This is a genomic window from Streptomyces zhihengii, from assembly GCF_016919245.1.
Classification (GTDB): domain Bacteria; phylum Actinomycetota; class Actinomycetes; order Streptomycetales; family Streptomycetaceae; genus Streptomyces; species Streptomyces zhihengii.
On the sequence record NZ_JAFEJA010000002.1, the window covers coordinates 902,968 to 925,546 of the forward strand.

At 76.9% G+C, this 22,579-nt stretch carries 19 protein-coding genes and 1 riboswitch; of the genes, 8 read left to right on the forward strand and 11 right to left on the reverse strand.

Going from position 1 to position 22,579, the window contains the following annotated elements; translation table 11 throughout:
- The first annotated feature begins 43 nt into the window (after nt 1-43).
- Complete coding sequence (locus JE024_RS31690) at nt 44-2,029, forward strand: heavy metal translocating P-type ATPase (RefSeq protein WP_205377332.1); 1,986 nt, start codon at nt 44-46, stop codon at nt 2,027-2,029.
- Between the two features lie 457 nt (nt 2,030-2,486).
- Here JE024_RS31690 and JE024_RS31695 read toward each other — a convergent pair whose 3' ends face one another.
- The 7 genes from JE024_RS31695 to dhaK form a co-directional block, all read right to left on the reverse strand.
- Nucleotides 2,487-3,305 (reverse strand): ATP-binding cassette domain-containing protein, encoded by an 819-nt coding sequence (locus JE024_RS31695; RefSeq protein ID WP_205377333.1) that lies wholly within the window; start codon nt 3,303-3,305, stop codon nt 2,487-2,489.
- Complete coding sequence (gene cbiQ, locus JE024_RS31700; protein WP_205377334.1) at nt 3,302-4,051, reverse strand: cobalt ECF transporter T component CbiQ; 750 nt, start codon at nt 4,049-4,051, stop codon at nt 3,302-3,304. Before cbiQ ends, JE024_RS31695 begins: the two co-directional genes overlap by 4 nt.
- Before the next feature lie 6 nt (nt 4,052-4,057).
- The gene (locus JE024_RS31705) at nt 4,058-4,483 is read right to left on the reverse strand and encodes an energy-coupling factor ABC transporter substrate-binding protein (protein WP_205377335.1); all 426 of its coding nucleotides are present in this window, start codon (nt 4,481-4,483) and stop codon (nt 4,058-4,060) included.
- Nucleotides 4,480-5,181, reverse strand: a complete 702-nt coding sequence (locus JE024_RS31710) for an energy-coupling factor ABC transporter permease (protein WP_205377336.1) — start codon at nt 5,179-5,181, stop codon at nt 4,480-4,482. The genes JE024_RS31705 and JE024_RS31710 overlap by 4 nt, the downstream gene beginning before the upstream one ends.
- Before the next feature lie 29 nt (nt 5,182-5,210).
- Nucleotides 5,211-5,437, reverse strand: a riboswitch (cobalamin riboswitch).
- Between the two features lie 170 nt (nt 5,438-5,607).
- Nucleotides 5,608-6,021 (reverse strand): PTS-dependent dihydroxyacetone kinase phosphotransferase subunit DhaM, encoded by a 414-nt coding sequence (locus tag JE024_RS31715; RefSeq protein WP_205377337.1) that lies wholly within the window; start codon nt 6,019-6,021, stop codon nt 5,608-5,610.
- Nucleotides 6,018-6,632 (reverse strand): dihydroxyacetone kinase subunit DhaL, encoded by a 615-nt coding sequence (dhaL, locus tag JE024_RS31720; RefSeq protein WP_205377338.1) that lies wholly within the window; start codon nt 6,630-6,632, stop codon nt 6,018-6,020. Before dhaL ends, JE024_RS31715 begins: the two co-directional genes overlap by 4 nt.
- Nucleotides 6,633-6,717: 85 nt before the next feature.
- The gene (dhaK, locus tag JE024_RS31725) at nt 6,718-7,710 is read right to left on the reverse strand and encodes a dihydroxyacetone kinase subunit DhaK (protein WP_244883288.1); all 993 of its coding nucleotides are present in this window, start codon (nt 7,708-7,710) and stop codon (nt 6,718-6,720) included.
- A gap of 174 nt (nt 7,711-7,884) precedes the next feature.
- On the opposite strand from dhaK, the gene JE024_RS31730 reads away from it, so the two are divergent.
- Nucleotides 7,885-8,694 carry a helix-turn-helix domain-containing protein gene (locus JE024_RS31730; RefSeq protein ID WP_205377339.1) on the forward strand — a complete coding sequence of 270 codons (810 nt, stop codon included), beginning with the start codon at nt 7,885-7,887 and terminating at the stop codon, nt 8,692-8,694.
- 291 nt (nt 8,695-8,985) lie between these two features.
- Here the strand turns inward: JE024_RS31730 and JE024_RS31735 are convergent, their stop codons facing one another.
- Both JE024_RS31735 and JE024_RS31740 read right to left on the reverse strand, forming a co-directional pair.
- On the reverse strand, nt 8,986-10,263 hold the full coding sequence (locus tag JE024_RS31735) for an alpha-L-fucosidase (protein ID WP_205377340.1): 1,278 nt from the start codon (nt 10,261-10,263) through the stop codon (nt 8,986-8,988).
- Between the two features lie 159 nt (nt 10,264-10,422).
- Complete coding sequence (locus JE024_RS31740) at nt 10,423-11,016, reverse strand: potassium channel family protein (protein ID WP_244883289.1); 594 nt, start codon at nt 11,014-11,016, stop codon at nt 10,423-10,425.
- Nucleotides 11,017-11,210: 194 nt separating this feature from the next.
- On the opposite strand from JE024_RS31740, the gene JE024_RS31745 reads away from it, so the two are divergent.
- Complete coding sequence (locus JE024_RS31745) at nt 11,211-11,645, forward strand: DUF7144 family membrane protein (RefSeq protein ID WP_205377341.1); 435 nt, start codon at nt 11,211-11,213, stop codon at nt 11,643-11,645.
- Nucleotides 11,646-11,782: 137 nt separating this feature from the next.
- The gene (locus tag JE024_RS31750; protein WP_372449888.1) at nt 11,783-13,879 is read left to right on the forward strand and encodes a SpoIIE family protein phosphatase; all 2,097 of its coding nucleotides are present in this window, start codon (nt 11,783-11,785) and stop codon (nt 13,877-13,879) included.
- A 64-nt stretch (nt 13,880-13,943) separates the two neighbouring features.
- Here JE024_RS31750 and JE024_RS31755 read toward each other — a convergent pair whose 3' ends face one another.
- Complete coding sequence (locus JE024_RS31755) at nt 13,944-14,810, reverse strand: (2Fe-2S)-binding protein (protein ID WP_205377342.1); 867 nt, start codon at nt 14,808-14,810, stop codon at nt 13,944-13,946.
- 284 nt (nt 14,811-15,094) lie between these two features.
- On the opposite strand from JE024_RS31755, the gene JE024_RS31760 reads away from it, so the two are divergent.
- From JE024_RS31760 to JE024_RS31775, 4 genes are read left to right on the forward strand one after another with little or no spacing between them, the layout of a single operon-like run.
- Complete coding sequence (locus tag JE024_RS31760) at nt 15,095-16,297, forward strand: ATP-grasp domain-containing protein (protein WP_205377343.1); 1,203 nt, start codon at nt 15,095-15,097, stop codon at nt 16,295-16,297.
- Complete coding sequence (locus JE024_RS31765; protein ID WP_244883290.1) at nt 16,294-18,045, forward strand: IucA/IucC family protein; 1,752 nt, start codon at nt 16,294-16,296, stop codon at nt 18,043-18,045. The genes JE024_RS31760 and JE024_RS31765 overlap by 4 nt, the downstream gene beginning before the upstream one ends.
- 6 nt (nt 18,046-18,051) lie before the next feature.
- Complete coding sequence (locus tag JE024_RS31770; protein WP_205377344.1) at nt 18,052-19,863, forward strand: IucA/IucC family protein; 1,812 nt, start codon at nt 18,052-18,054, stop codon at nt 19,861-19,863.
- On the forward strand, nt 19,860-21,098 hold the full coding sequence (locus JE024_RS31775) for a type III PLP-dependent enzyme (protein WP_205377345.1): 1,239 nt from the start codon (nt 19,860-19,862) through the stop codon (nt 21,096-21,098). The genes JE024_RS31770 and JE024_RS31775 overlap by 4 nt, the downstream gene beginning before the upstream one ends.
- A 48-nt stretch (nt 21,099-21,146) precedes the next feature.
- Here the strand turns inward: JE024_RS31775 and JE024_RS31780 are convergent, their stop codons facing one another.
- Nucleotides 21,147-22,517 (reverse strand): carbohydrate-binding protein, encoded by a 1,371-nt coding sequence (locus JE024_RS31780; protein ID WP_205377346.1) that lies wholly within the window; start codon nt 22,515-22,517, stop codon nt 21,147-21,149.
- Nucleotides 22,518-22,579: the final 62 nt, after the last annotated feature.

Here is a 22,579-nt window from a genome sequence, read left to right on the forward strand (position 1 = left end):
ATGAATGAAGACCTGTTCATGCGTTCCTGTATGGTCTGGGGCCATGGCTTCCTCCACCTCGCCGGTGGCCCCGCCGCGCTCCGGGCCCCCGCCCGTCGCGGCGGCCGCCCGCACCCGTGCCGCCGAGCTGCCCGAGGTCCGCTGGGCCGCCCTCGCCGCCGCCGCGTTCCTCTGCGCCCTCCCGCTCGACCTGGCCGGGGCCCCCGCCTGGATCTGGGGACCGCTGTACGCCGTGTGCTACGCGGCGGGCGGCTGGGAGCCCGCACGCGAGGGCGTCCGCGCCCTGCGCGCGCGCACGCTCGACGTCGACCTGCTGATGGTGGCCGCCGCCCTCGGCGCCGCGGCCATCGGCCAGTTCCTCGACGGCGGCCTGCTCATCGTGATCTTCGCCTCCTCGGGCGCCCTGGAGGCGCTCGCGACCCGGCGCACCGCCGACTCCGTACGCGGACTCCTCGACCTCGCCCCGGCCCGCGCGCTGCGCCTCGACCCCGTGACCGGTGACGGGGAGACCGTCGGCGCCGCCGCCCTTCGCACCGGCGACACCGTCCTCGTCCGCCCCGGGGAACGCCTGCCCGCCGACGGCACCGTGCTCGACGGGGCCAGCGAGGTCGACCAGGCCACGATCACCGGGGAACCGCTGCCCGTCGACCGGGGCCCCGGCGACCCCGTGTTCGCCGGCACCCTCAACGGAACGGGCTCGCTCAAGGTACGGGTCGGCGCCGACCCCTCCGCCTCCGTCATCGCCCGCATCGTGGCCCTCGTCGAGGAGGCGAGCGCCACCAAGGCCCCCACCCAGCTCTTCATCGAGAAGGTCGAACAGCGCTGGTCGACCGGCGTCGTCGTGGCGACCCTCGCGCTGCTCGCCGTGCCCCTGGCGCTCGGCGCCGACTTCACCGGCACGCTGCTGCGCGCGATGACCTTCATGATCGTGGCCTCGCCCTGCGCGGTCGTCCTCGCCACCATGCCGCCGCTGCTCTCCGCGATCGCCACCGCCGGACGGCACGGCGTCCTCGTCAAGTCGGCCGCCGCCATGGAGCGGCTGGGCACCGCCGACCGGATCGCCCTCGACAAGACCGGCACCCTCACCGAGGGCGCGCCGCGGGTCGCGGAGGTCCTGCCGCTCGACGGCACCGCCGGGGACCGGGCGCTCGCCCTCGCCGCCGCGGCCGAACTCGCCAGCGAGCACCCGCTCGCGCGGGCCGTGGTCGCCGCCGCCCGCGCACGCGGACTCGACCTGCCCGAGGCGCACGCCTTCGCCTCCGTGCCCGGCCGGGGGGTGTCCGCGCGCGTCGACGGGCACGAGGTGCGGGTCGGCAGCCCCGCCGCGCTGATCCCCGGCGGCTGCCCGGAGGCCGAGACCACCGAGGCCGCGGGCCGCACCGCGGTGGCCGTCACCGTGGACGGCACACCCGCCGCCGTCCTGGCCGTCGACGACCGCCTCCGTGACGGGGCCCCCGCCGCCGTCGCCGCCCTCACCCGGCTCACCGGCCGCGCGCCCACCCTGCTGACCGGGGACAACCCGCGCGCCGCGCGTCGCGTCGCGGCCGAGACCGGCATCCGGGACGTACGCGCCGGACTGCTGCCCGAGGACAAGGTGGCCGCCGTCCGCGCCTGGCAGCGGGACGGGGACACGGTGCTCGTCGTCGGCGACGGAGTCAACGACGCCCCGGCGCTCGCCGCCGCGCACACCGGCATCGCGATGGGGCACGTGGGCTCCGACCTCGCGATGGAGAGCGCCGACGCGGTCGTCGTCCGCGACGAGGCGGCGGCCGTCCCCGCCGTCGTGGCCCTCTCCCGGCGCGCCCGCCGCCTGGTCGTCCAGAACCTGGTGATCGCCACGGTCTGCATCGCGGGACTGGTGACCTGGGACCTCGTGGGCCACCTCCCGCTCCCTCTCGGCGTCGCGGGCCACGAGGGCTCGACGATCCTCGTGGCCCTCAACGGGGTCCGGTTGCTGAGGGATCGTGAGTGGGGAGGGCCGGCCCTGCCGGCGACCGACGACACGGCCGCGCCCGCCGTCCCGCGCTGATCCCGCGGCCGGCGGCGGGCCCTCGCCGGGGCGGGGGCCGCCTGGGCGGGACACCTGCGCCCGCGGCGGGCACCTCGCGCCCGCGGGCCGCGGGCCGCGGGCGGCTGCCCGGCCTGCGGCAAGGCCCTCGCCTGGCGATGCCCCCTGAGCGGGATCCGCTTGCGGCGGGAACGCCGTGCCCGCCGGCCGCGTGCCGCAGGCCGACTGCCCGGCCTGCGCTGGAACCGCCTGCGGCGGCCCGCCGGCCTGCGGCAGGCCCCGTCCGGGCCGGAGCGCCACCGGGCGGCCCCCGCCCACGGCGGGCCCCATCCGGGCAGCCCCACCCGGGCGGAAGCGCCTGCCAAGGCGGCAGACCTCACCGGGCAGCCCCCGCCCCGGCGGGCCCCCATCCGGGCGGAAGCGCCTGCCAAGGCGGGCGAACCTCACCGGGCAGCCCCCGCCCCGGCGGGCCCCCGGCCTACGGCAGGTACCCCGACACCTCCTCCGCCGTGCGCGGGCCGGGTGTGCCCGGCGGGAGGAGGCCGTGGGACGTGAGGAGGTGGGTCACCGCCGTGCCCCACGGGCGGCGGAGGCGGGCCGTGTCCAGGAGGGCCTGGTCGGTGAGGAGTTCGGCGACCGGGCCGGTGCGCGGGCCGCCCGGGGCGAGGACGACGGCGTCGTCGGCCCAGCGCAGGGCGAGGTCCACGTCGTGGGTGGCCATCACCACCGTCGTGCCCGCCTGCCGCAGTCCGTCGAGCACCTCCAGCAACCGCTCCTGGCCGTGCGGGTCGAGCCCCGCGGTGGGCTCGTCCAGGACGAGCACCCGCGGCCGCATCGCCACCGCCCCCGCGATCGCCGCGCGCTTGCGCTGCCCGTAGGAGAGCAGGTGCGTCGGGCGGTCGCGCAGGGACTCGATGTCCATCGCGGCGAGCGCCTCGCCGACCCGCGCGCGGACCTCCTCCTCCGGCAGGCCGAGGTTCATCGGCCCGAAGGACACGTCCTGCCCGACGGACGCCGCGAAGAGCTGGTCGTCCGGGTCCTGCACCACGAGCTGCACCGTCGTGCGCAGCCGTGTCAGCCCGGCCCGGTCGTACGTCACCGGCTCGCCCTCCAGCAGCAGCCGCCCCGAGGCGGGCCGCAGGCCGCCGGTGAGCAGCCGCAGCAGGGTGGTCTTGCCGCTCCCGTTGCGCCCGAGCAGGGCCGTCGCGCGGCCCTCGGCGAGCGCGAGGCCGATCCCGTCGAGGACCAACGGGCCGTCCTCGTAGGCGTAACGGGCGTCGACGAGCTGGACGATCACAGGACGTACCTTTCGAGGGCGAGGGTGAGCAGCACGATCGCGGCGAGCAGCCCCGCGACACCGCAGAGGAACGGCCGGGACACCGCCGCGCGCGTCACCAGCACCCGCAGGGTGCCGTCGTAGCCGCGTCCCGCGAGGCCCGTCTGGAGCCGCGACGCCCGGTCGAAGGCGCGGACGAACGCCGTCGCCCCGAGCCCGGCCAGCGAACGCCACGCCGCCGCCCGGCTGGTCGCGCCGAGCCGGGCGGCCTGGGCCTGGCGCACCCGGGCGACGGAGTCCAGCAGCAGGAAGGTGATCCGGTACATCACCAGGGCGACGTCGACGACGGGCGCCGGTACCCCCGCGCGCACCAGCCGGGGCAGCACGTCCGACACGGGGGTGGTGAACGCGAACAGCAGCACGCCGAGCGAGGCCGCCGACGTCCGCAGCAGCAACTGCCCGGCGTGCGCGGGCCCGCCGGGCGCGAGCGACACCGCGCCCTGCGGCCCGCCCACGGCGAACAGCAGGGGCACGGCCCCGGTCACACAGAAGCCCAGCGGGACGCGGAAGGCGCGCCAGAGCTGCCGCGGGGCGACGCCGGCCGGGCCGAGCAGCACCGTGAGGGTCGCCGCCGCGACGAGCACGGCGCCCGGCCAGGGCGGCAGACAGACGGCCGTGACCGTCAGGCCGAGACCGAGGACGGCCTTCTCCAGGGGATGGCGGCGGCGCCAGCGACTGCTGTGCGCCGCCGCGTCGATCGGCAGCACCGCCGGTCAGGAAGCGGCCGTCGTGCTGCCGCCGGGCGCGGTGCCGTCCGCGACCCCGGCCCCGCCGGACGCGGCGTCACCCGCGTCACCCGCGTCACCCGCGCCGGGATCCGCGGCGGCGGCCGCCGCCGCGCGCGCCTCCCCCTGGCGGCGCCCCTTGTGCAGCCCGAAGTAGTACGCCAGGACGCCCGCGCCGAGCGCCGCCTGGACGGCGAACAGCGCGGACTCCACCTCGCCGGACGGCGGTTCGTACAGGGGCGAGAACCAGGGCTCGTAGTCCGGCTCCAGTTCGGTGATCGCCGTCTCGGCCTGCGCGTCGGCGCCCGTGAACGGCTCCTCCTTGTGGTCCCCGAGCCCGAGGGCCAGCGGCAGGACGGCCAGCGCCACCACGATCAGGACCAGCAGCGTGTTGATCTTCGCGTTACGGCTCATCGGACCCCCGCCTCCTTCGCGGCGCCGCGGGCGCCACCGGTCACCAGCACGCCCAGACGGGTCAGTTCGCCCTTGCTGGACCGGACGAGCAGCCGCATCACCAGCACGGTCAGCAGCCCCTCGCTGACCGCCAGCGGGATCTGCGTCACCGCGAAGATCCCGCCGAACTTGGCGAGCGCCCCCAGGAAACCGGTGCCCGGGTCGGGGAAGGCGAGCGCGAGCTGGACGCTGGTCACGCAGTAGGTGACGAGGTCGGCCGTGAACGCCGCGAGGAACACGCCGACCATCAGGGGCGCGCCGCCGCGGCGCGCCAGCCGGTAGACGGCGTAGCCGGCCCACGGCCCGACGATCGCCATCGAGAAGACGTTGGCGCCGAGCGTGGTGAGCCCGCCGTGCGCCAGCAGCAGCGCCTGGAACAGCAGCGTGATGGTGCCGAGCACCGCCATCACCGGCGGCCTGAAGAGGATCGCCCCGAGTCCGGTGCCGGTGGGGTGGGAGCAGCTTCCCGTCACCGACGGGATCTTGAGCGCCGAGAGCACGAACGTGAAGGCGCCGGAGGCGCCGAGCAGCAGCGTGGACTCGGGATGGGCCTTGACCTCACGGGTCAGGGCGCGGACACCGTGGACGACGAACGGGGCGGACGCCGCGCCCCAGGCGACGGCGTGCAACGGGGGCAGATACCCCTCGGCTATATGCATGGTTGGGAGACCCTCTCCAGCACCTCGTGGATGGACAACGCACCCTGGCCGGTCTCCTGGCTGACGGGCGTCGGTGTCCGGAGGTCTTCCGGGCACACGTCACACCCGGCTCCGCCTTCCCAGGCGCCGCGGTCTCCCGCGGTGTCCCAGTGGCTTCCCCCGGAGGGGGAGGTGGAGCCGGACATCCCGATCACAGTGGCGAGGGCCGCACCGGTTCCGCACCGGTTTCCCGAACACCAAGGCCCCGTGACAGTAGTCCCCCGACCAGCGGGCTCACAAGCCGCTCCCGGCCGGGCGCTCTCCGCGACCCCTCGCGCGCCCGCCCCGCGCGCCGCGCGCCCTCCGCCGGGGCCTTCCCCGGCGCCGCCCCGCCGCGAGGCGCCGCCGGGAGAGGCCGGGCGCCCGCCGGAAAGGCGCCGTGCCCGGTCACTCCTTGCGGTAGCCGTACGCCTCCGCCGCCGCCGTCGCCACGGCGTCGAGGTCCCCGCCGGCCGAGGCCGTGACCACCGCGGCGACCGCGCCCTCGACGAACGGCGCGTCCACCAGCCGGGCCCCGGCGGGCAGTTCGTCCCCCTCGGCGATCAGGGCCTTCACCGTCAGCACGGCGCTGCCGAGGTCGACGAGGACCGCCACACCGGCCCCGCCGTCCACCTCGGATGCGGCGGCGGTGATGAGCTCGGCGCTCGTCCCGAGGCCGCCGTCCGGCGTCCCGCCGGCGGGCGCCACCGGCGCGAGCGCGCCCCCGCCCGCGAGCCCCCGGGCGAGCTCCGCCACGGACTCGGCCACCCGCGCGCTGTGCGAGACGAGCACGATGCCGACCAGGCCGTCCCCGCCGCTCACGCCTCCTCCTCCGCCGCCTGCGCGAGGGCGGCGATCAGCAGCGCCGACGACGTCGCCCCCGGATCCCGGTGCCCGATGCTGCGTTCCCCGAGATAGCTGGCCCGGCCCTTGCGCGCCTGGAGGGGCACCGTGGCCTGCGCGCCCGCCTCGGCGGCGTCCCGTGCCGCGGCGAACGACTCCGTCGTGTCACCGAGCGCGGCCACCGCCGGTTCCAGCGCGTCCAGCATGGTCTTGTCGCCCGCCGCCGCCCCGCCGAGCTGGGCGACGGCCGCCACGCCGGCGCGCAGCGCCTCGGCGAGCCGCCCGGGAGCGACCTCGGTCGCGTCCCCGAGTTCCTTGCCGGTGCGGCGCAGCAGCGTCCCGTACAGCGGTCCGGACGCGCCGCCGACCGAGGAGATGAGCTGCCGTCCGGCGAGGACGAGCACGGCGCCCGGGGTCGCCGGGGGCTCCGCGTCCAGGGCGGCGGAGACGGAGGCGAAGCCGCGCCGCAGATTGCTGCCGTGGTCGGCGTCACCGATCGCCGAGTCCAGCTCGGTGAGCCGGTCGGCCTCCCGGTCCACGGCCGCGGCGGCGAGCGCCAGCCAGCGCCGGAAGAAGGCGGTGTCGAGCACAGGAACTCCCTCGTCGTGTCGGATGTGCGGCCCTTCGCCGCCTGTCGCGCGGGACGCAGCCGCCCGCGCTCAGCGACCCGGGACCTCAGCGGCCCCAGCGCAGCCCGGGCGTCTGCACCGGCGCGTCCCACAGCCGCAGCAGTTCCTCGTCCACCTGGCACAGCGTCACCGAGCACCCCGCCATGTCGAGGGAGGTGACGTAGTTGCCGACGAGGGTGCGGACCACGGGCACCCCGCGCTCGGAGAGCACCCGCTGCACCTCCGCGTTGAAGCCGTACAGCTCCAGCAGCGGTGTGCCGCCCATCCCGTTGACGAGGGCGATGACGGGGCCCGTCGGCCGCAGGTCCTCCAGGACGGCCCCGACGGCGAAGTCCGCGATCTCGCCCGAGGTCATCATCGGGCGGCGCTCGCGTCCGGGCTCCCCGTGGATGCCGATGCCGAGCTCCAGCTCGCCGGGCGGCAGGTCGAAGGTCGGCCCGCCCTTGGCCGGGGTGCTGCACGCGCTCAGCGCGACCCCGAAGCTGCGGGAGCTCTCGTTGACCTGGCGGGCCAGCGACTCCACCCGCTCCAGCGGGGCGCCCGCCTCGGCGGCCGCCCCCGCGAGCTTCTCCACGAACAGGGTCGCCCCGGTGCCGCGCCGCCCGGCGGTGTAGAGACTGTCGGCCACGGCGACGTCGTCGTCGACGAGCACGGTGGCCAGCCGCACGCCCTCGTCCTCGGCGAGCTCCTGCGCCATGCGGAAGTTGAGCACGTCGCCCGTGTAGTTCTTGACGACGAAGAGCACCCCCTCGCCGCTGTCCACGGCGGCCGCGGCGCGCACCATCTGGTCCGGCACGGGGCTGGTGAACACCTCGCCGGGGCAGGCCGCGTCCAGCATCCCGGGTCCCACGAACCCGCAGTGCAGGGGCTCGTGCCCGGAACCGCCGCCGGATACCAGGGCGACCTTCCCGGCGACGGGCGCGTCACCCCGGACGACGACCCGGCGTTCGACGTCCACGGTGAGCTCCGGATGCGCCGCGGCCATCCCGCGCAGCGCGTCCGCCACGACGGTCTCCGGCACATTGATGAGCATCTTCAACGGTCCTCCTCGGTGCGGCGGGGCGACTCCCCTCAGTATCGGCCCTTCCCCGCCGGCTCGGCCGTCCGTTCGCGGAACGACGCGGCGGGCCGCACGCCGCCGCGAGCGGACGGGCCGCCCCCGGCCACCGGGGCGGCCGGTCCCTCGGAGCGTGCCCGCTGGTACGTTTTCACCATGCCACCGGCCGCCGTCTCCCCGCAGGACCCCCGGACGGTCGCGCTCCGGCTCGATCTGCCGCCCCGGGTCGCGAGCATCGGCACGGGGGTGCACGGCACCACGGGGCTGCACGACGTCTTCCGGCTGCCGGACCTGTGGCAGCTCCATCTCTACGCCTACGACGGCGAACTCGACGTCGACGGCGAGCGGTTCACGATCCGGCCCGGCCGGGTGAGCCTGGTGCCGCCCGGAGCGCTGGTGCGCTACCGGTACCGGGGCCGCTCGGAGCATCTGTACGCCCACCTGGCGCTGCCGGGCACCGGCGAGGCGGTGCGGGTGCCCGTCATGCAGGACTGCGGCGCGCTGCTGCCCGTGCTGGGCGACCTGCTGCGGCACGCCGCCGCCGCGGGGGCCGGGCAGCCGGGACGGGCGGCGGCGGACGTGTGGGCGGCGCTGTGGCGGGTCGCCGGACTGGCCGGGGCCCGGGGCGCGCCGGCCGGCCCGCACCCGGCGTTCGCCGCGGCCGTCGCGTACATCGAGTCCCGTATCGCGGAGCCGCTGACGGTGCCCGCCGTCGCGGCCGCCGCGGGCGTCTCCCACAACCACCTCACCCGGCTGTTCCGGGCCGAGGCCGGCGCCACCGTGGTGGCGCACATCCGGCGGCGCCGGATGGAGCGGGCGCGGCATCTGCTGCGCGAGTCCACGCTCTCGGTGGCCGCCGTCGCCGCGGCGGTCGGCGTCGCCGACCTCCAGGCGTTCAACAAGGCCTGCCGAAGGGAACTCGGCGCCTCCCCGCGCGCCGTCCGCGCCGGCCACGGGAGCGGCTGACGCGGTTCGGGAGCGGGCCGGGCGAAACCGGGCCGGTCGAACCGGGCCGTGCGGCCCGTGCGGGCTGAGCGTGTGCGGGCCGGTGGGCGCGGAACGGCCTTCGCCGTGTCCTCGATCGCCGGACCGGCTGACAGGGGCAGCCCGTCCGGCGATCGAGGACACCGCGCGCCGGCGCGGTGCCGCCGGACCGGGCGGGTCGCGCCGCGTGGCGCCGAGCCTGCCCGGCCCGGTCCCCGGACAGGGCAGGCCCCGCACCGTGCCCGCGCCGTCCGGCGCGCGGCGCGGGCGGTGTCAGGTGCGGCCGGTGCCGCGGTAGAGGTCGAGTTCGCCGTCGAGCTCCAGTGCGAGGACCGTCGCGTACGCGTCCACGTCCGACTCGCGGGGCGCGTCGATCCAGGTGGTACCGGGGACCTCGTGTAGACCGCCGTCGACCCGGTGGCCGAGCGGGGCGCCCGTGCCCAGCACGGACACCCGCCGCACCCGGTTGCGCAGCCCCCGTACGGCGACGTGTTCGCGCGGCGCGTCGAAGCAGACCAGGTACAGGGTGCGGCGGTCGGCCGACAGGGTGCTCGGGCCGTAGTGGTGACCCGGGGGCAGGCCCGCCGCCGTCCCGTACACGGCGTCCCGGTGGGCCGCGATCCAGGCGCCGAGCCCTTCGAGGCGCTCCGTCTGCTCGGCGGTGAAGGTCCCGTCCTCGCGGGGACCGACGCCGAGCAGCAGGTTGCCGCCCGCGCCGATCGTCTCCGTGAAGTGGCGCACCAGTTGGCGCACCGGCTTGTGGCGGGTGTCGCCCGGCTGGAACCCCCAGGAGTCGTTCACCGTCAGGCACAGCTCCCACGGCCCCTCGGGGGCGACCGGCGGCACGCCCTGCTCCGGGGTGGCGTAGTCGCCGTGGCCGGGCAGCCGCGCGTTGAACACCGTCTTCGGACCGGCGGCGAGGACGCGGGCGGCGAGCGCGTCGGCGCCCCACTGTCCGGCGGCGCGCTCCCACTCGCCGTCGAACCACAGCAGGTCCGGACGGTAGCGGTCGGCCAGCTCGCCGACCTGGCCGTCGCGGTAGGCGAGGTAGCGCGCCCAGGCGGCGGGGTCCTCGGCCCCGCCGGCCGGTGCCACCCAGGGGCTGGTCAGCACGTCCGCGTGGTCCCGGCCCGGGGACGGGTGCAGCACGCTGGCGTAGTCGGGGTGGTTCCAGTCGGAGTGCGAGTAGTACAGGCCCACCCGCAGCCTCCGCTCGCGCAGCGCGTCGGCGTACGGCCCGACGAGGTCGCGCCCCGCGGGCGTACGGCGCACGACGTCCAGCTCGCCGAAGGCGGTGTCCCACAGGGCGACCCCGTCGTGGTGACGCGCGGTCAGCACGGCGTACCGGGCTCCGGCGCGGGCGAACAGGTCCGCCCACGCGGCGGGGTCGTACTTGGCCGCGGTGAAGCCGTCGAGCTGTGCCATGTACCGCTCGTGGGGCATCCGCCCGGTGTAGAACGCCCAGGACTCGGGGACGCCCTCGACGGCGTAGACGCCCCAGTGGACGAAGATCCCGAGCTTGGCGTCGGAGAACCAGGGCTGCAGGGGCATCGGGCACACCTCGGGGCGGTGGGTGACGGGGGCCGGCGCCGGGTGCCGGCACGCCGACGGTATGCCGTACGGCCCCGGGGGCGCGTGGGAACGGATCACTCTCACTGGTCCGTTCTCACCACGCAGCCCAGCCGGAGGGCCCCGCCGCGGGCCGCCCCCTCACCGCGCGCCGGGCTCCGGGGCGGAGGGGCCCGGCTCGTCGGGGCCGTCCGGGCCGTCGATGCGGACGCCGAGCCGCTCGCCGACCCGGCTGCGCAGCCGCCGGGAGAGCGTCGTGGTCGCCGCCGTCAGGAAGACGAAGGTGTAGAGGATCTGGACCATGGTCACCACCCGGGCGCTCTGCCCGGTGGGCACGATGTCCCCGTAGCCGACGGTCGCCAGCGTGACCACCGTGAAGTACAGGGCGTCCGTGCGGGTGCTCAGGCCGCTGAACTCGCCGGGATGCCGGGCCAGCACGTGGTACGCCCCCGCGAAGACGACCACCGTCAGACACACCAGCAGCGGGATCACGATGCCCGGCCGGGCGCGCGGGTCGTCGGTGAGGACGTCGCGGATCTGCACCAGCAGCAGCAGCGCCACCGAGACCAGCAGCGCGATGAAGACCGCCCAGCTCAGCAGCGGCCTGTCGGTGCCGAAATGCTCCAGGGGCACCAGGAAGTACGCCAGCGTCATCGCCGCCGCGCAGGTGGTGCCCACGACCCAGCCGCGCACCGGCAGCCCGCTGCGCCGGCCTCTGGTTTGCGCGGCCGCCATCTCGTCCTCCCGCCTCGCCCCCCTGCCCGCCCAGTCAACGCCGACCCGGGCGCCGGGCGCCCGGTGTGCTGCTCGGACCGGGTGACGCCGGCCCCCGTCCCCTGTCCGGACCGGCCGCCTGGCGGCCCCGGCGGGCGGGCCACACGCTCGTAACGCACCGTGCGCTCCCGTGCGCGGTCCGGAAGGAGCACGCCATGAGCCAGCAGTCGCCCCCGGTGGGCGCGATGCCCCCGGTGCCCGATCCGCACAGCGGCTGGGTGACCGGGGGAGTCGTCTTCGCCGGTGTCCTCATGCTCTGCACCGGGGTCCTCGCCGTATTCCAGGGGATCGCGGGCATCGCCGAGGACGACTGGTACGCGCGGGTCGGCGACTACGTCTACCGCGTCAACCTGACCGGCTGGGGCTGGATCCACCTGGTGCTCGGCGTCCTGGTCGCGGCGACCGGCGCCGGCGTCCTCAAGGGCGCCTCCTGGGCCCGGATCACCGGCATCCTGCTGGCGTCGCTGTCGATGGTCACCCAGTTCCTCTTCCTGCCGTACGCACCGGTCTGGTCGGTGATCGTGATCGCGCTGGACGTGTTCGTGATCTGGGCCCTCGCCGCACACCACCCCGCGGAACCGGTGCTCTGACGGCCGGATCGGCCCGAAGGGCTGCGGCACCGGCGGACGGGGAGGGAGTATGGGGGGTGACCCGTCATCCCGGTGCGAGGACGTGAGCCGTTCGGCGTGCCCCCGCCCGCGCACCGCGACTGCGGCAAGGAGTGATCGTGGGCAGCGATGTGTTCCGTGCTGGCATCGCGGGTGAGAGCCGCGCGGAAGCGGCCCTGTCACCGCCGGGCGGGCTGATGGACCTGCTCGGGGTCGCCGCCGTCGTCCTCGACGCCGAGGGCCGGATCGTGCTCTGGAGCCCGCAGGCCGAGGAGCTGCTCGGCTACACGCCGCAGGAGGCCCTCGGCCGGCCCGCCGCTCGGCTGCTCGTCGCGGACGAGCACCTCGACCTGGTGCTCGACCTCTTCCAGCAGGTCATGGAGAGCGGCGAGGGCTGGGAGGGCGTCTTCCGGGTCCACCACAAGGACGGTTCGACCCGGCTGCTGGAGTGGCGCAACATGCGCCTCCAGGACGACACCGGCAACCTCTACGCCCTCGGCCTCGCCCAGGACCAGGCCACCCTGCGCCGTGTCGAGCGGGACCTCGCCCTCTCCGTCCGTCTCGTCGACCAGTCGCCGATCGGGCTGGCCGTGCTCCGCCCCGACCTGCGGTACGTGGCCGTCAACCCCGCCCTGGAGCGCATCGGCGGGCTGCCCGCCGAGGAGCTGCTCGGCCGCAGTTTCCGCGAGACGCTGCCGTTCGGCGACGCCGACCGGCTGGAGGCGGCCCTGCGGGAGGTCCTGGCCACCGGGACGCCGCTGCTGGACCGGCATGTGGTCGGGCGGATCCGCGCCGAACCGGCCGGGGAGCGCGCCTGGTCGGTGTCGCTGTACCGGCTGGAGGACCCGGGCGGGCGCGTGATCGGCGTCGCCGTGTCCGTCGTGGACGTCACCGACCGGCACCGGGCGGCCATCGAGGCGGAACGGGCCCGCAGCAGGCTCGCGCTCATCGCCGACGCCTCCGTGCGCATCGGGACGACGCTCGACCTGGAGCAGACCGCCCGCGAACTCGCGGACGTGGCCGTGCCCCGCCTGGCCGACGTCGCGGCCGTCGACGTGCTCGACCGGGTGCTCGCCGGGCCGGGCGGCCCTCCGGGCCCCGACTCCGACGAAGGGCATGTGCTGATCCGCGCGCTCGCCGTCGCCGCGGCCTTTCCCAGCGTCGCCGTCGACGCCGCCGACCGTCCGGGCGAGCTCGCCCGCTACGACGCCGGCCGCCTGGTCACCCGGTGCGTCGCCACCGCGCGCCCGGTGGTGATCCCCGAGGTGTCCGCCGCCGATCTGCGGGTCATCGCCCGCGACGACCGCGCCGCCCGGCTGCTGGCGCGGGCCGGGGTGCACTCGTACATGGCGGTGCCGCTGATCGCGCGGGGCGAGGTGCTGGGCGCGATCGACCTCAAGCGGTGCCGCAACCCGGAGCCGTTCACCGAGGACGACGTGCTGCTCGCCGCCGAGCTCGCCTCCCGCGCCGCCGTCTGCATCGACAACGCCCGCTGGTACCGCGAGCAGCGCCAGACCGCGCTCACCCTCCAGCGCAGCATGCTGCCCGAGATGCCCCGGCGGCTGGTCGGGCTGGAGGCCGCCTCCCGCTACCAGCCCGCGCGGGCCGGGAGCGAGGTCGGCGGCGACTGGTTCGACGTCATCCCCATGGAGCGGGAGCGCACCGCGCTGGTGGTCGGCGACGTGATGGGCAGCGGGATCACCGCGGCCACCGCCATGGGGCGGCTGCGCACCGCCACCCAGACGCTCGCCCGGCTGGCCCTGGACCCCGCGGTGGTGCTCCGCCACCTCGACGAGATCACCGCCGGGCTCGACCCGTACATCGCCACCTGCATCTACGCCGTCTACGACCCGCACCGCGCCCAGTGCTGCATCGCCAACGCGGGGCATCTGCCGCCGGTGCTGGTGCGGCGGGGCTGCGCGCCGCGGCTGCTGGACCTGCCGTCGGGGACGCCGCTCGGTGTCGGTCAGGTGGGCGGCGTCCCGCTGCGCAGCATCACCGTCGGCCTCGATCCCGGCGATGTGCTGGTGCTGTACACGGACGGCCTGGTGGAGACGAGGGACCAGGACATCGACGCCCGGCTCGGGACGTTGACGGGGCTGCTCCAGACGGTGGACGCGACGCTCGGTGACACGTGCGAGCGGCTGCTGAGCGCCCTGCGCAGGCCGGACACGCCCGACGACGTCGCCCTGCTGATGGCCCGCGTCACGGGCTGAACCGGCCCCGCGAGCCCGGCCCCGTACGGCCTCCCGGCATGCCCCGGCGGTGCGTGGGCCCGTCTCACCCCGCCGGGGGGTCGCCCTCCAGGCGGCGCAGGCGCTCCGCGTCGCAGGTGCGCGGGCAGGTGGCGCACGCCTCGGCCGGGGCGACCGTGTAGTGGAGGCAGCAGCCGAGCCGGGTCCTGGTCGGGTGCCGCCGGCCGTCCCGCCCCGTCAGGGTGCGGAAGTCCGCGCCGCCGGGGAAGGGGCCGAGCGGACCGGGCAGCAGTTCGCCGGCCGCCCGCACGGCGTGCTCCTCCTCGCCCAGCATCCGCCCGAGGTACCAGACGGCCGACACCAGGTCGTCGCCCGCCATGCCCCACAGGGCGCGCGGTCCGCGCCGCAGCCGGGGCCCGAGCGCCGCCAGCAGGGGGCGGACCTGGCCGGTGACGGCCACGCGCAGTTCGGCGCGCAGCGCCTCCTCGTCGTGCACCACGCGCACGCCGGGCAGCGCCGCTGCCGGGTCGTCCGGCAGGCAGGCGAAGGCGCCCGGCACCACCTCGAAGGCGTCGTCGGCGAGCCGGGTGCGCACGTCGCCGGAGCGCAGCAGCGGTACCCGGCGCTCCAGGTACCAGGGGCCGCTGACGATCAGTGAGACCGCCCAGAGCATGGCGTGCAGGGTGCGGGAGGCGGCGACGTCGGGGCGGGGCGTGCGGCCGTGGCGCGCGCGGATACGTTCCGCCTCGGCGTCGAGGAGGGTGTCGAGGAGTTCGGGCCGCAGCACCAGTTCGGCGGCGTCCGTCCAGCCCTGGCGCACGGGGGAGGGCGGTTCGGCGACGGTGAGGTCGAGCGCCGGGCAGAGCGCGGCGAGACGCCGGTGGACCGGGGCGAGCAGGGCGGCGGCGCTCACCGAGGGGCGGGCGGGGGCCGACGCCGGGGCCGGGATCACGGGGGGACTCCTCGTACGGGCAGGGGGGAGCGCGCACCGCGGCAGAGCGCCGCGGGGGCCGGAGTAAGGGTCACCTTACTCATAAACCGGCGCGATGATCGCGAACCCCGGCCCGGGCGCGCCGAGTTGGCGGAATAAGGCTTGCCTAACCTAAGCTCACCGGTCATGACCAGCGACTCGCCGGCCATGACCGGGAACGGGACCCCGCCGGGTGCCGTCCGCCCTCTCCTTGCGTGCGCGCGGAAGTGATCCCTCGGCTGTGACCCCCCGGAAGTGACCCCCTGATGCAGCTCCACCTGCTCGCCCTCAACCCGACCGACTCCGTCACGGAGGGCTTCCTGCCCGCCGCGCGCGCCATGGGACTCGACCTCACCGTGCTCACCGACCAGCCGGACGCGCACCGCGCCGCGTACCCGGACACCGAGGTGACCGGCTGCGACGTCCGCGACTTCCGTGCCGTGATCAGCGCCCTGTCGCAGGGCCCCGCCCCCGGCGCCGTCTTCACCAACAGCGACCACCTCCAGGCCCAGGCCGCGCTGGCCGCCGACTGGTTCGGCCTGCCCGGCAAGGACTGGCGCGCCGCGCTGTGCGCGAAGGACAAGGCCCAGATGCGCCGCCGGCTCGCGCGGGCGGGCGCCGACACCGTGTGGGCCGCCGAACTGCCCGCCGACCGCGAGCCGGCCGGCGTCCTCGACGGGCTCGCCGCCCCCGGCGTCCCGTACCCGTGCGTCGTCAAACCGCGCGAGGGCGTGGCCGGCGAGGACGTCGTCCGCGCGGACGACCGGGCCGCGCTCCTCGCGCACTGCGAGCGCGTCCGGGCCCGCCGGCCGGGGGCCGCGCTGGTGGTGGAGGAGTTCCTGCCGGGCGACCTGTGCACCCTGGAGACCCTCGGGGACGGCCGGACGCTGCATGTGCTGGGCGGCTTCCGCACCGAGCTGTCGCCGCCGCCCCACTTCATCGAGGAGCGCCTCACCTTCGTGCCCGCCCACCCCGCGCCGGTGGTCGGCCAGGTGCTGGCGCAACTGGAGGCCCTGGGCGTCGGGTTCGGCGCCTGCCACACCGAGTTCGTCGTCCACGAGGGGCGCGCCCGCCTCATCGAGGTCAACTACCGGGCCATCGGCGACCAGTGCGACCTGCTCCTCGCCGAACTGCTGGGCATCCCCTACTTCGAACTGGTCCTCGCCACCCATCTCGGGCGCCCGCTCCCCGGCGACCTCGGCGCGCGCACCGGCCGCGCCGCCCGGCTCGACTACCCGTGCGCCGACCGCCCCGGCACCCTGACGGCCGCCCCGGGCCCCGCCGACCTCACCCTCGGGGACGTCCGCCTGACGTACCGTCCGGCGCGCGAGATCGGCGAGTGGCGCGACGTCCACCACAGCAACCGTGACTTCCTCGGCATCGTGCGCGCCGTCGGCGACAGCACGGAGAGCGTCGACCGGGCCGTGGACGGCTTCCTCGCGGGCCTCCACTGGGAGATCACCCCGTGAGCCCGGCCGGCGACGGCCCGGCCGCCGCGCTGCTGCTGCGGGTGCTGGGCGCGCTGCTGCGCGAGGACGCCGCCGGGCTGCGCAGCCGCACCACCGCCTGCCCCGCGCCGGACGGCGTCTGGCTGCGGCTGGCGGGCGGGGGAGACGCGGAGACGCTGCTGCTGCCGGTGCGCGAGGACGGTTTCCAGGGCGAGTGGACGGCCCGGCTCCCGCTGCTGCGCCGGGAGGGCTCCGGCACCGACCTGACCACCTGCGACGAGGTGCTCGCCGCGCTCGCCGCCCACGCGGACCCGGCCGACCGCCCCGGGTTCGGCGCCTTCGCCCGCGAATGCCGCCACGCCCTCGAAGCGGCCCGCCTCCACACCGCCACCGACCCCGCGACGGCCGCCGCCCTCGGCGACCGGTACGGGCCCGACCCGGCCGGCTGGACGGGCCCCGCCGCGTCGCTCGCCTTCGACACCCTCGCCGCGCGCACCGACCACCCCGTGTACCCGGCCTCCCGGAGCCGCACCGGCCTCGGCGAGGCCGAACTGCGCGCCTACGCGCCCGAGTTCCATCCGTCGTTCGCCCTGCGGCTGCTGGCGCTCCCCGCCGGGGCCGTCACCTCGGCGGGGAGCGCCGCGGCCGGCGCGCTGCCCGTGGCACCGTCCGCCGCGGGCCTGCCGGCACGGCTCGACGCCGGGCACGTGCTGCTGCCCGTCCACCCGCTCACCGCCGACGGCCCGCTGCGGGACGCCCTGCGCGCCAGCGGCCTGGAGGGCCGCGCCCACCTGGCGCCCCCGGGGCACGGGCCCACCGTGGTGCCCACGCTCTCCATGCGGACCGTCGCCCTGGCGGCCGACCCCCGCGTCCACGTCAAACTGCCGCTCGCCACCGCCACCCTCGGCCTGCTGAACCGGCGCACCGTCAAACCCGGCACCCTGCGCGACGGGGCCGCCGGACAGCGGCTGCTGGAGGCCGTCGTCGCCCGCGAACCGCGCTTCCGCGACACGGTCCTGCTCGCCGACGAGAGCGCGTACGCCCACGCCGGCCACGAGCTGCTCGCCGCGCTGACCCGCACGCTGCCCGCCGCCGTCCGGGGCGCGACGGTGGTCCCGCTCGCCGCCCTGCTCGCGCCCGCACCCGCCGGGGGCCTGGTGATCGACCACCTCGCCCGCCGGCACTTCGCCGGGGACCCGCTCGCCCTCCTCGACGCCCTGCTCACGCTGCTGTTCGACTGGGGGACCACGCTCTTCGGCTACGGCATCGCCCTGGAGTCGCACCAGCAGAACGTCTCCCTGGTGCTCGACCCCGCCGCCGCCCACCCCGTACGGCTGCTCCTCAAGGACAACGACGGCCCGCGGGTCAACACCGTCCGGCTGCGCGCCCGCCTCGGCGCCGCCGCCCCCGGTCCCGCCTTCGACGACCCCCGCGTGCTGTGCGCGGACGACGGTCCGGTGGCCGACCTGTTCACCACGATCACCCTCCATCTGTGCGCCGGCGCCTACGCCTTCGGCCTCGCCGCCCACGGCCGCGCCCCGCTGGCGGACCTGCTGCGCCTGGTGCGCGACCGCCTGCGCGAGGCCGTCGGGCGGCTCGGCTCCGCGCACGGCGGCGACGTGCTGCGCGCCCGGGTGCTGGACGCGCCCGGGCTGCCCGTGAAGGCCATGGTCACCGCGGGATCCCTGCTCACCAAGGCCCGGTCGGGCGCGAGCGACGTCAACAAGCACTACACCACCGGCCCCAACTACCTGCCGCGGGAGGCATGACCGACGATGCCCAGCACCACCCCCCGCCCCCTGTCCCGCACCGTCTCCCGGCCCGCGCACCCCGCACGGCCGGACGGAGCCGCACCCGAGCACGGCGAGGGCGACGGGACGGCGCCGCCTCCCGCGGTCCCGTCCGCCGACGACGCCGTCGCCCACACCCTGCTCAACTGCCTGGTCCGCGAGGTCTCGGGCCCCGAGGGGCAGACCTCGGTCGCCGACGGCCGGCTGACCCTGCGCCTCCCGCGCCGCGGCGCCACCCTGCGCGTCGCCCTGCGCCGCACCTCGCGGACCGGCCACCACCGCTTCACCGGCCCCGTCGCCGAGGAGCGCGACGGCGGCTGGACACCCGTCACCTGGCAGCGGCTCGCCGAGCACGTCCACGCCGAACTCACCCTGCGCAGCGGGGTCGTCAACGACGAGTTCCTCGCCCAGCTCGCCGCCGGCCACCGCGCGGTCCGCACCGCCCTCGCCGCCCCCCGGCGCACCCACGGCGGCGGCGCCCTCGCCGCCTACCTCGCCTCCGAGCAGTCGCTCCTCCTCGGCCACCGCTTCCACCCCACGCCCAAGGCACACGGCGGCGACCCGGACCGCTGGGCGGCCTACGCACCCGAGGCCGGGGCCGCGTTCGGGCTGCGGCTGCTCGCCGTCCGTGAGGAGCTGACGGCCGAGGAGTGCGCCGAGCCCGGGGCCGCGTCCCCGCTCGACCGGCTCGGCGACGCCCCGCCCGGCTACCGGCTGCTCCCCGCCCACCCCTGGCAGTACGAGCTGCTGCGCGAACGGCCCGCCCTGCGCGCGGCGCTGGCCCGCGGCGACGTCCTCGACCTGGGGACGGGCACGGTGCCCTTCGTGCCGACCGCGTCGGTGCGCACCCTGTACGACGGCGAGACCTTCCTCAAGTTCAGCCTCGACGTCCGCATCACCAACTGCGTCCGCAAGAACGCCCACTACGAGCTCAGCGGCGCGGTCGCGCTCACCCGGCTGCTGCGCCCCGCGCTCGACGACCTTGCCGCCCGCTTCCCCGGGGCGGCCGTCCTGCGCGAACCGGCCTACCGCGGCCTCGCCCTCCCGGGCCCCGGCGGCGCCCCCGACCGCGACCTGCTCGAAGGCTTCGGCGTCATCGTCCGCGAGGGTCTCGGGGCCCGCCAGCGCGCGGGCACCACCGCGCTGCTCGCGGCCGCCGTCGCCGACGAGTACCCCAACGGGCCGGGCCGCGTCCGCCACCTGCTCGCCGGCCGGGGCTCCGCCGCGGCCCTCGACTGGTGGCGCCGCTACCTGGACCTGCTGGTGCCGCCGGTGCTCGCGGCCTACTTCGACCACGGCCTCGTCCTCGAACCCCATCTGCAGAACGTGGTGGTCTGCGTCGACGGCGACGGCCTGCCCGCGCAGGTCCTGCTGCGCGACCTCGAAGGCGCGAAGCTGCTGCCCGGCCCGCACGCGCGGGCCCTCGCCGCGCTGCCGCCCGACGTCGCCGGCCCGCTCACCTACGATCCGGCCCGCGGCTGGCACCGGGTCGTCTACTGCCTGCTCGTCAACCACGTCGCCGAACTCCTCGCCGCGCTCGCCGACCGCCATCCGCGGCTGGAGGACGCCCTGTGGCAGGAGGTCCGCGGGGTGCTGGCCCGCTGCGCCGGCGGGCACCGCCCCGCGCGGCCGGAGCTCACGGCGCTGCTGGACGGTGCGCGCCTGCCCGCCAAGGCCAACCTGCTGACCCGCTGGCGGCGGGACGCGGACCGCGACGCCGGCTACGTCCTCATCGACTCGCCCTTCGCCCCGCGGCGACCGGTGGCCGCGGCGACGCCCGGGACGGAGGCCGGGTGACCGCCCCCACCGCAGCCGTCCGCGACCTCGCCCTCGCGCTCCCGTCCCGGGACCTGCCCGCCTACCTCTACGACCTGGACGCCCTCGGGGCCCACGCCGCCCGCGTCCGCGCCGCCCTGCCGGAGCGCGTCGAGCTGTACTACGCGGCCAAGGCCAATCCGGAACCGCGGCTGCTGGAGACCCTCTCGCCCCACTGCGACGGCTTCGAGGTGGCCTCCGGCGGCGAACTCGCCCATGTGGCCGCCGCCGTGCCCGGCCGCCCGCCGGCCTTCGGCGGACCGGGCAAGACACCGGACGAGATCCGCTCCGCGCTCCGCGCGGGGATCCACCGGATCCATGCCGAGAGCCTCCATGAGCTGCGCGTCCTGGCCCGGCTCACCGACGGCCCCGGCCGCCCCCTCGGCGTCCTGCTGCGGTTCAACCTGCCCCTCGACCCGGAGACCGCGCGCGGCAGCGCCCTCGCCATGGGCGGCACGCCCAGCCCGTTCGGCATCGACCCGGCCGACGCCGACGAGGCGGTGCGCCTGGTGACCGGTGCGCCCGGGCTCGCGCTGCGGGGCGTGCACGCCCACCTGGCCAGCGGACTGGACGCCCCCGCCCTGCTGTCGGTCGCCCGCTCCGTCGTCGGGTGGGCCGAGGAGCTGACCGCCCGTCACCGGCTGCCGCTGCACGAGGTGAACATCGGCGGCGGCATGGGCGTGGACTACGCCCGCCCCGGCGACCGCTTCGACTGGACCGCCTACGGGCACGGCCTCGGCGAGCTGCTCGCCTCCCGCCCCGGACTGCGGCTGCGCGTCGAACCGGGCCGCGCGCTGACCGCCTACTGCGGCTGGTACGCGACCGAGGTGCTGGACGTGAAGCGCAGCCGGGACGAGGACTTCGCCGTGGTCCGCGGCGGCACCCACCATCTGCGCACCCCCGCCACCAAGGGGCACGACCAGCCCTGCACGGTGCTGCCCGTCGGCACCTGGACCGAGCCCTGGCCCAGGCCCGCGGCCCGGTCCGGCCGCGTCACGCTCACCGGCCAGCTCTGCACGCCCAAGGACGTCCTCGCGCGCGGGGTCCCGGCCCCCGGGCTGCGGGCCGGGGACCGGGTCCTCTTCGGGCTCGCCGGCGCCTACGCGTGGAACATCTCGCACCACGACTTCCTGATGCACCCCCGGCCCGGCTTCCACTTCCTGGGCACGGACGGCGGTCCGGCCCCCGGGCCCACGGTCCCGGGGGCCGGCACCTGACCGCGTGTGCCGCGGCCCCCCGCGGCACACGCCCCTCCGGTCAGGCCGTCACACGCGCTGCCACAGCGCGGGGACGTTCGACGGCTCCCAGCCGGCCTGGGCCTGGTGGCCCTGGAGGCAGACGTAGCCGGCGCCGCCGTGGGTGACCCGGTCACCCGCCGCGTAGACCTTCCCCGCGGCCCAGGTGCCGCCGGGCTCCTCGCCCCCCGGCGGCGGCTCCTCGCCGCCCGTGGTGGTCCGCAGCGTCAGGCCGTAGCCCTGGAGCAGCGGGTTGACGGGCTGGTGGTACGTCGTCCCGCCGGTGCGGCAGTCGCCCGAGCCGCCCGAGGTGACGCCCTGCGCCTGGCTGCCGGAGATGTACGAGCCGCCCGAGTCGCCGGGCTCGGCGCACACCGAGGTGCGGGTCACCCCGGTGATCGTGCCCTCCGGGTAGGTGACGCTGGTGTTGTGCTGCTGGATGGTGCCGCAGTGCCAGCCGGTGGTCGAGCCCGACCGGCACACCGACGCCCCCACGGGCTGCTGCACCGAGCCGGTGACCTGCACGTTCTGGCCGCCGGCGCCCTTGACGTACGGCGTGGACGTCCAGTTGGCGTTCGCCAGCACCCACGCGGTGTCCCGGCCGGGGAAGGTGGACGCCTGGAACGTGCCCTGGGCGACCTGGTTCCAGCCGCTGGTGGCGGTGCCCGCACGGCCGCAGTGGCCGGCCGTGGCGAAGCCGTGCTGGGTGCCGCGGGTGACGGCGAAGCCGACCGAGCACCGGCCGCCGCCGCCCATGTAGTACGCGTCGCCGCCCCGGATGTCGTACAGCGGCCGCGGCGCCTCGGTGGTGGCGGTGACCCGCAGCGGGGCCCGGTCCGTGCCGCTCCGGGCGATCAGCGACTCGGCGGCCGCCGGATCGGCGGCGGCCAGCACGACGCTGTTGGCGCGGACGTCCACGTACCAGACCGGCACCCCGGCCGAACCGCCGCGCAGCGCCGCCCGGTCGAGGGCCGCCTTGGCCTTCTCCAGCGCGGCGAGCGAGTGCGCGGCGGGCCGGGCCTCGGCGCCGGCCGCCCGGATCGCCGCCGTGTCCGCCGCCGAGGTCGTCGCCACCGTCAGCGTGGCCGACTCGGCGCCGGACACCCAGGCGCCGGCGAACGTGGCGCCCAGGTGCCGCTGGAGGCGCGCGGCGGCGGCGCCCGCCTCGGCCTCGTTCACCAGGCGCCGCTCGGCCTGGGGCAGGGTGAGCCCCAGGTCGCGCCGCATGGCGTCGAGCAGCTCGGGCGCGGCGGCCGCGGTGCCCAGCGTCCGCGCGGCGGAACGGGCGGCCGGGTCCGCCGCGGTGGGCGCGGCGGACGCGGTGCCCTGCAACGAGGCCAGGACGAGCGCGCCGACGGCCACGGCGCCCGCGCACGCCGCCCTGGCATGTCTGTGGAACATGGGGAGTCCCCTCGGTCTCGGGTGAGGTGTGCCGAAACCGTAGGGACCGCGGGGCCCCGCCG

Bases quoted from the DNA above. Each gene is read 5' to 3' on its own strand.
- JE024_RS31745 (WP_205377341.1), top strand. From the start codon at position 11,211: ATGAGCCAGCAGTCGCCCCCGGTGGGCGCGATGCCCCCGGTGCCCGAT.
- JE024_RS31760 (WP_205377343.1), top strand. From the start codon at position 15,095: ATGCAGCTCCACCTGCTCGCCCTCAACCCGACCGACTCCGTCACGGAG.
- JE024_RS31710 (WP_205377336.1), bottom strand. From the start codon at position 5,181: ATGCATATAGCCGAGGGGTATCTGCCCCCGTTGCACGCCGTCGCCTGG.
- JE024_RS31705 (WP_205377335.1), bottom strand. From the start codon at position 4,483: ATGAGCCGTAACGCGAAGATCAACACGCTGCTGGTCCTGATCGTGGTG.
- JE024_RS31730 (WP_205377339.1), top strand. From the start codon at position 7,885: ATGCCACCGGCCGCCGTCTCCCCGCAGGACCCCCGGACGGTCGCGCTC.
- JE024_RS31780 (WP_205377346.1), bottom strand. From the start codon at position 22,517: ATGTTCCACAGACATGCCAGGGCGGCGTGCGCGGGCGCCGTGGCCGTC.
- JE024_RS31735 (WP_205377340.1), bottom strand. From the start codon at position 10,263: ATGCCCCTGCAGCCCTGGTTCTCCGACGCCAAGCTCGGGATCTTCGTC.
- JE024_RS31690 (WP_205377332.1), top strand. From the start codon at position 44: ATGGCTTCCTCCACCTCGCCGGTGGCCCCGCCGCGCTCCGGGCCCCCG.
- JE024_RS31740 (WP_244883289.1), bottom strand. From the start codon at position 11,016: ATGGCGGCCGCGCAAACCAGAGGCCGGCGCAGCGGGCTGCCGGTGCGC.
- JE024_RS31770 (WP_205377344.1), top strand. From the start codon at position 18,052: ATGCCCAGCACCACCCCCCGCCCCCTGTCCCGCACCGTCTCCCGGCCC.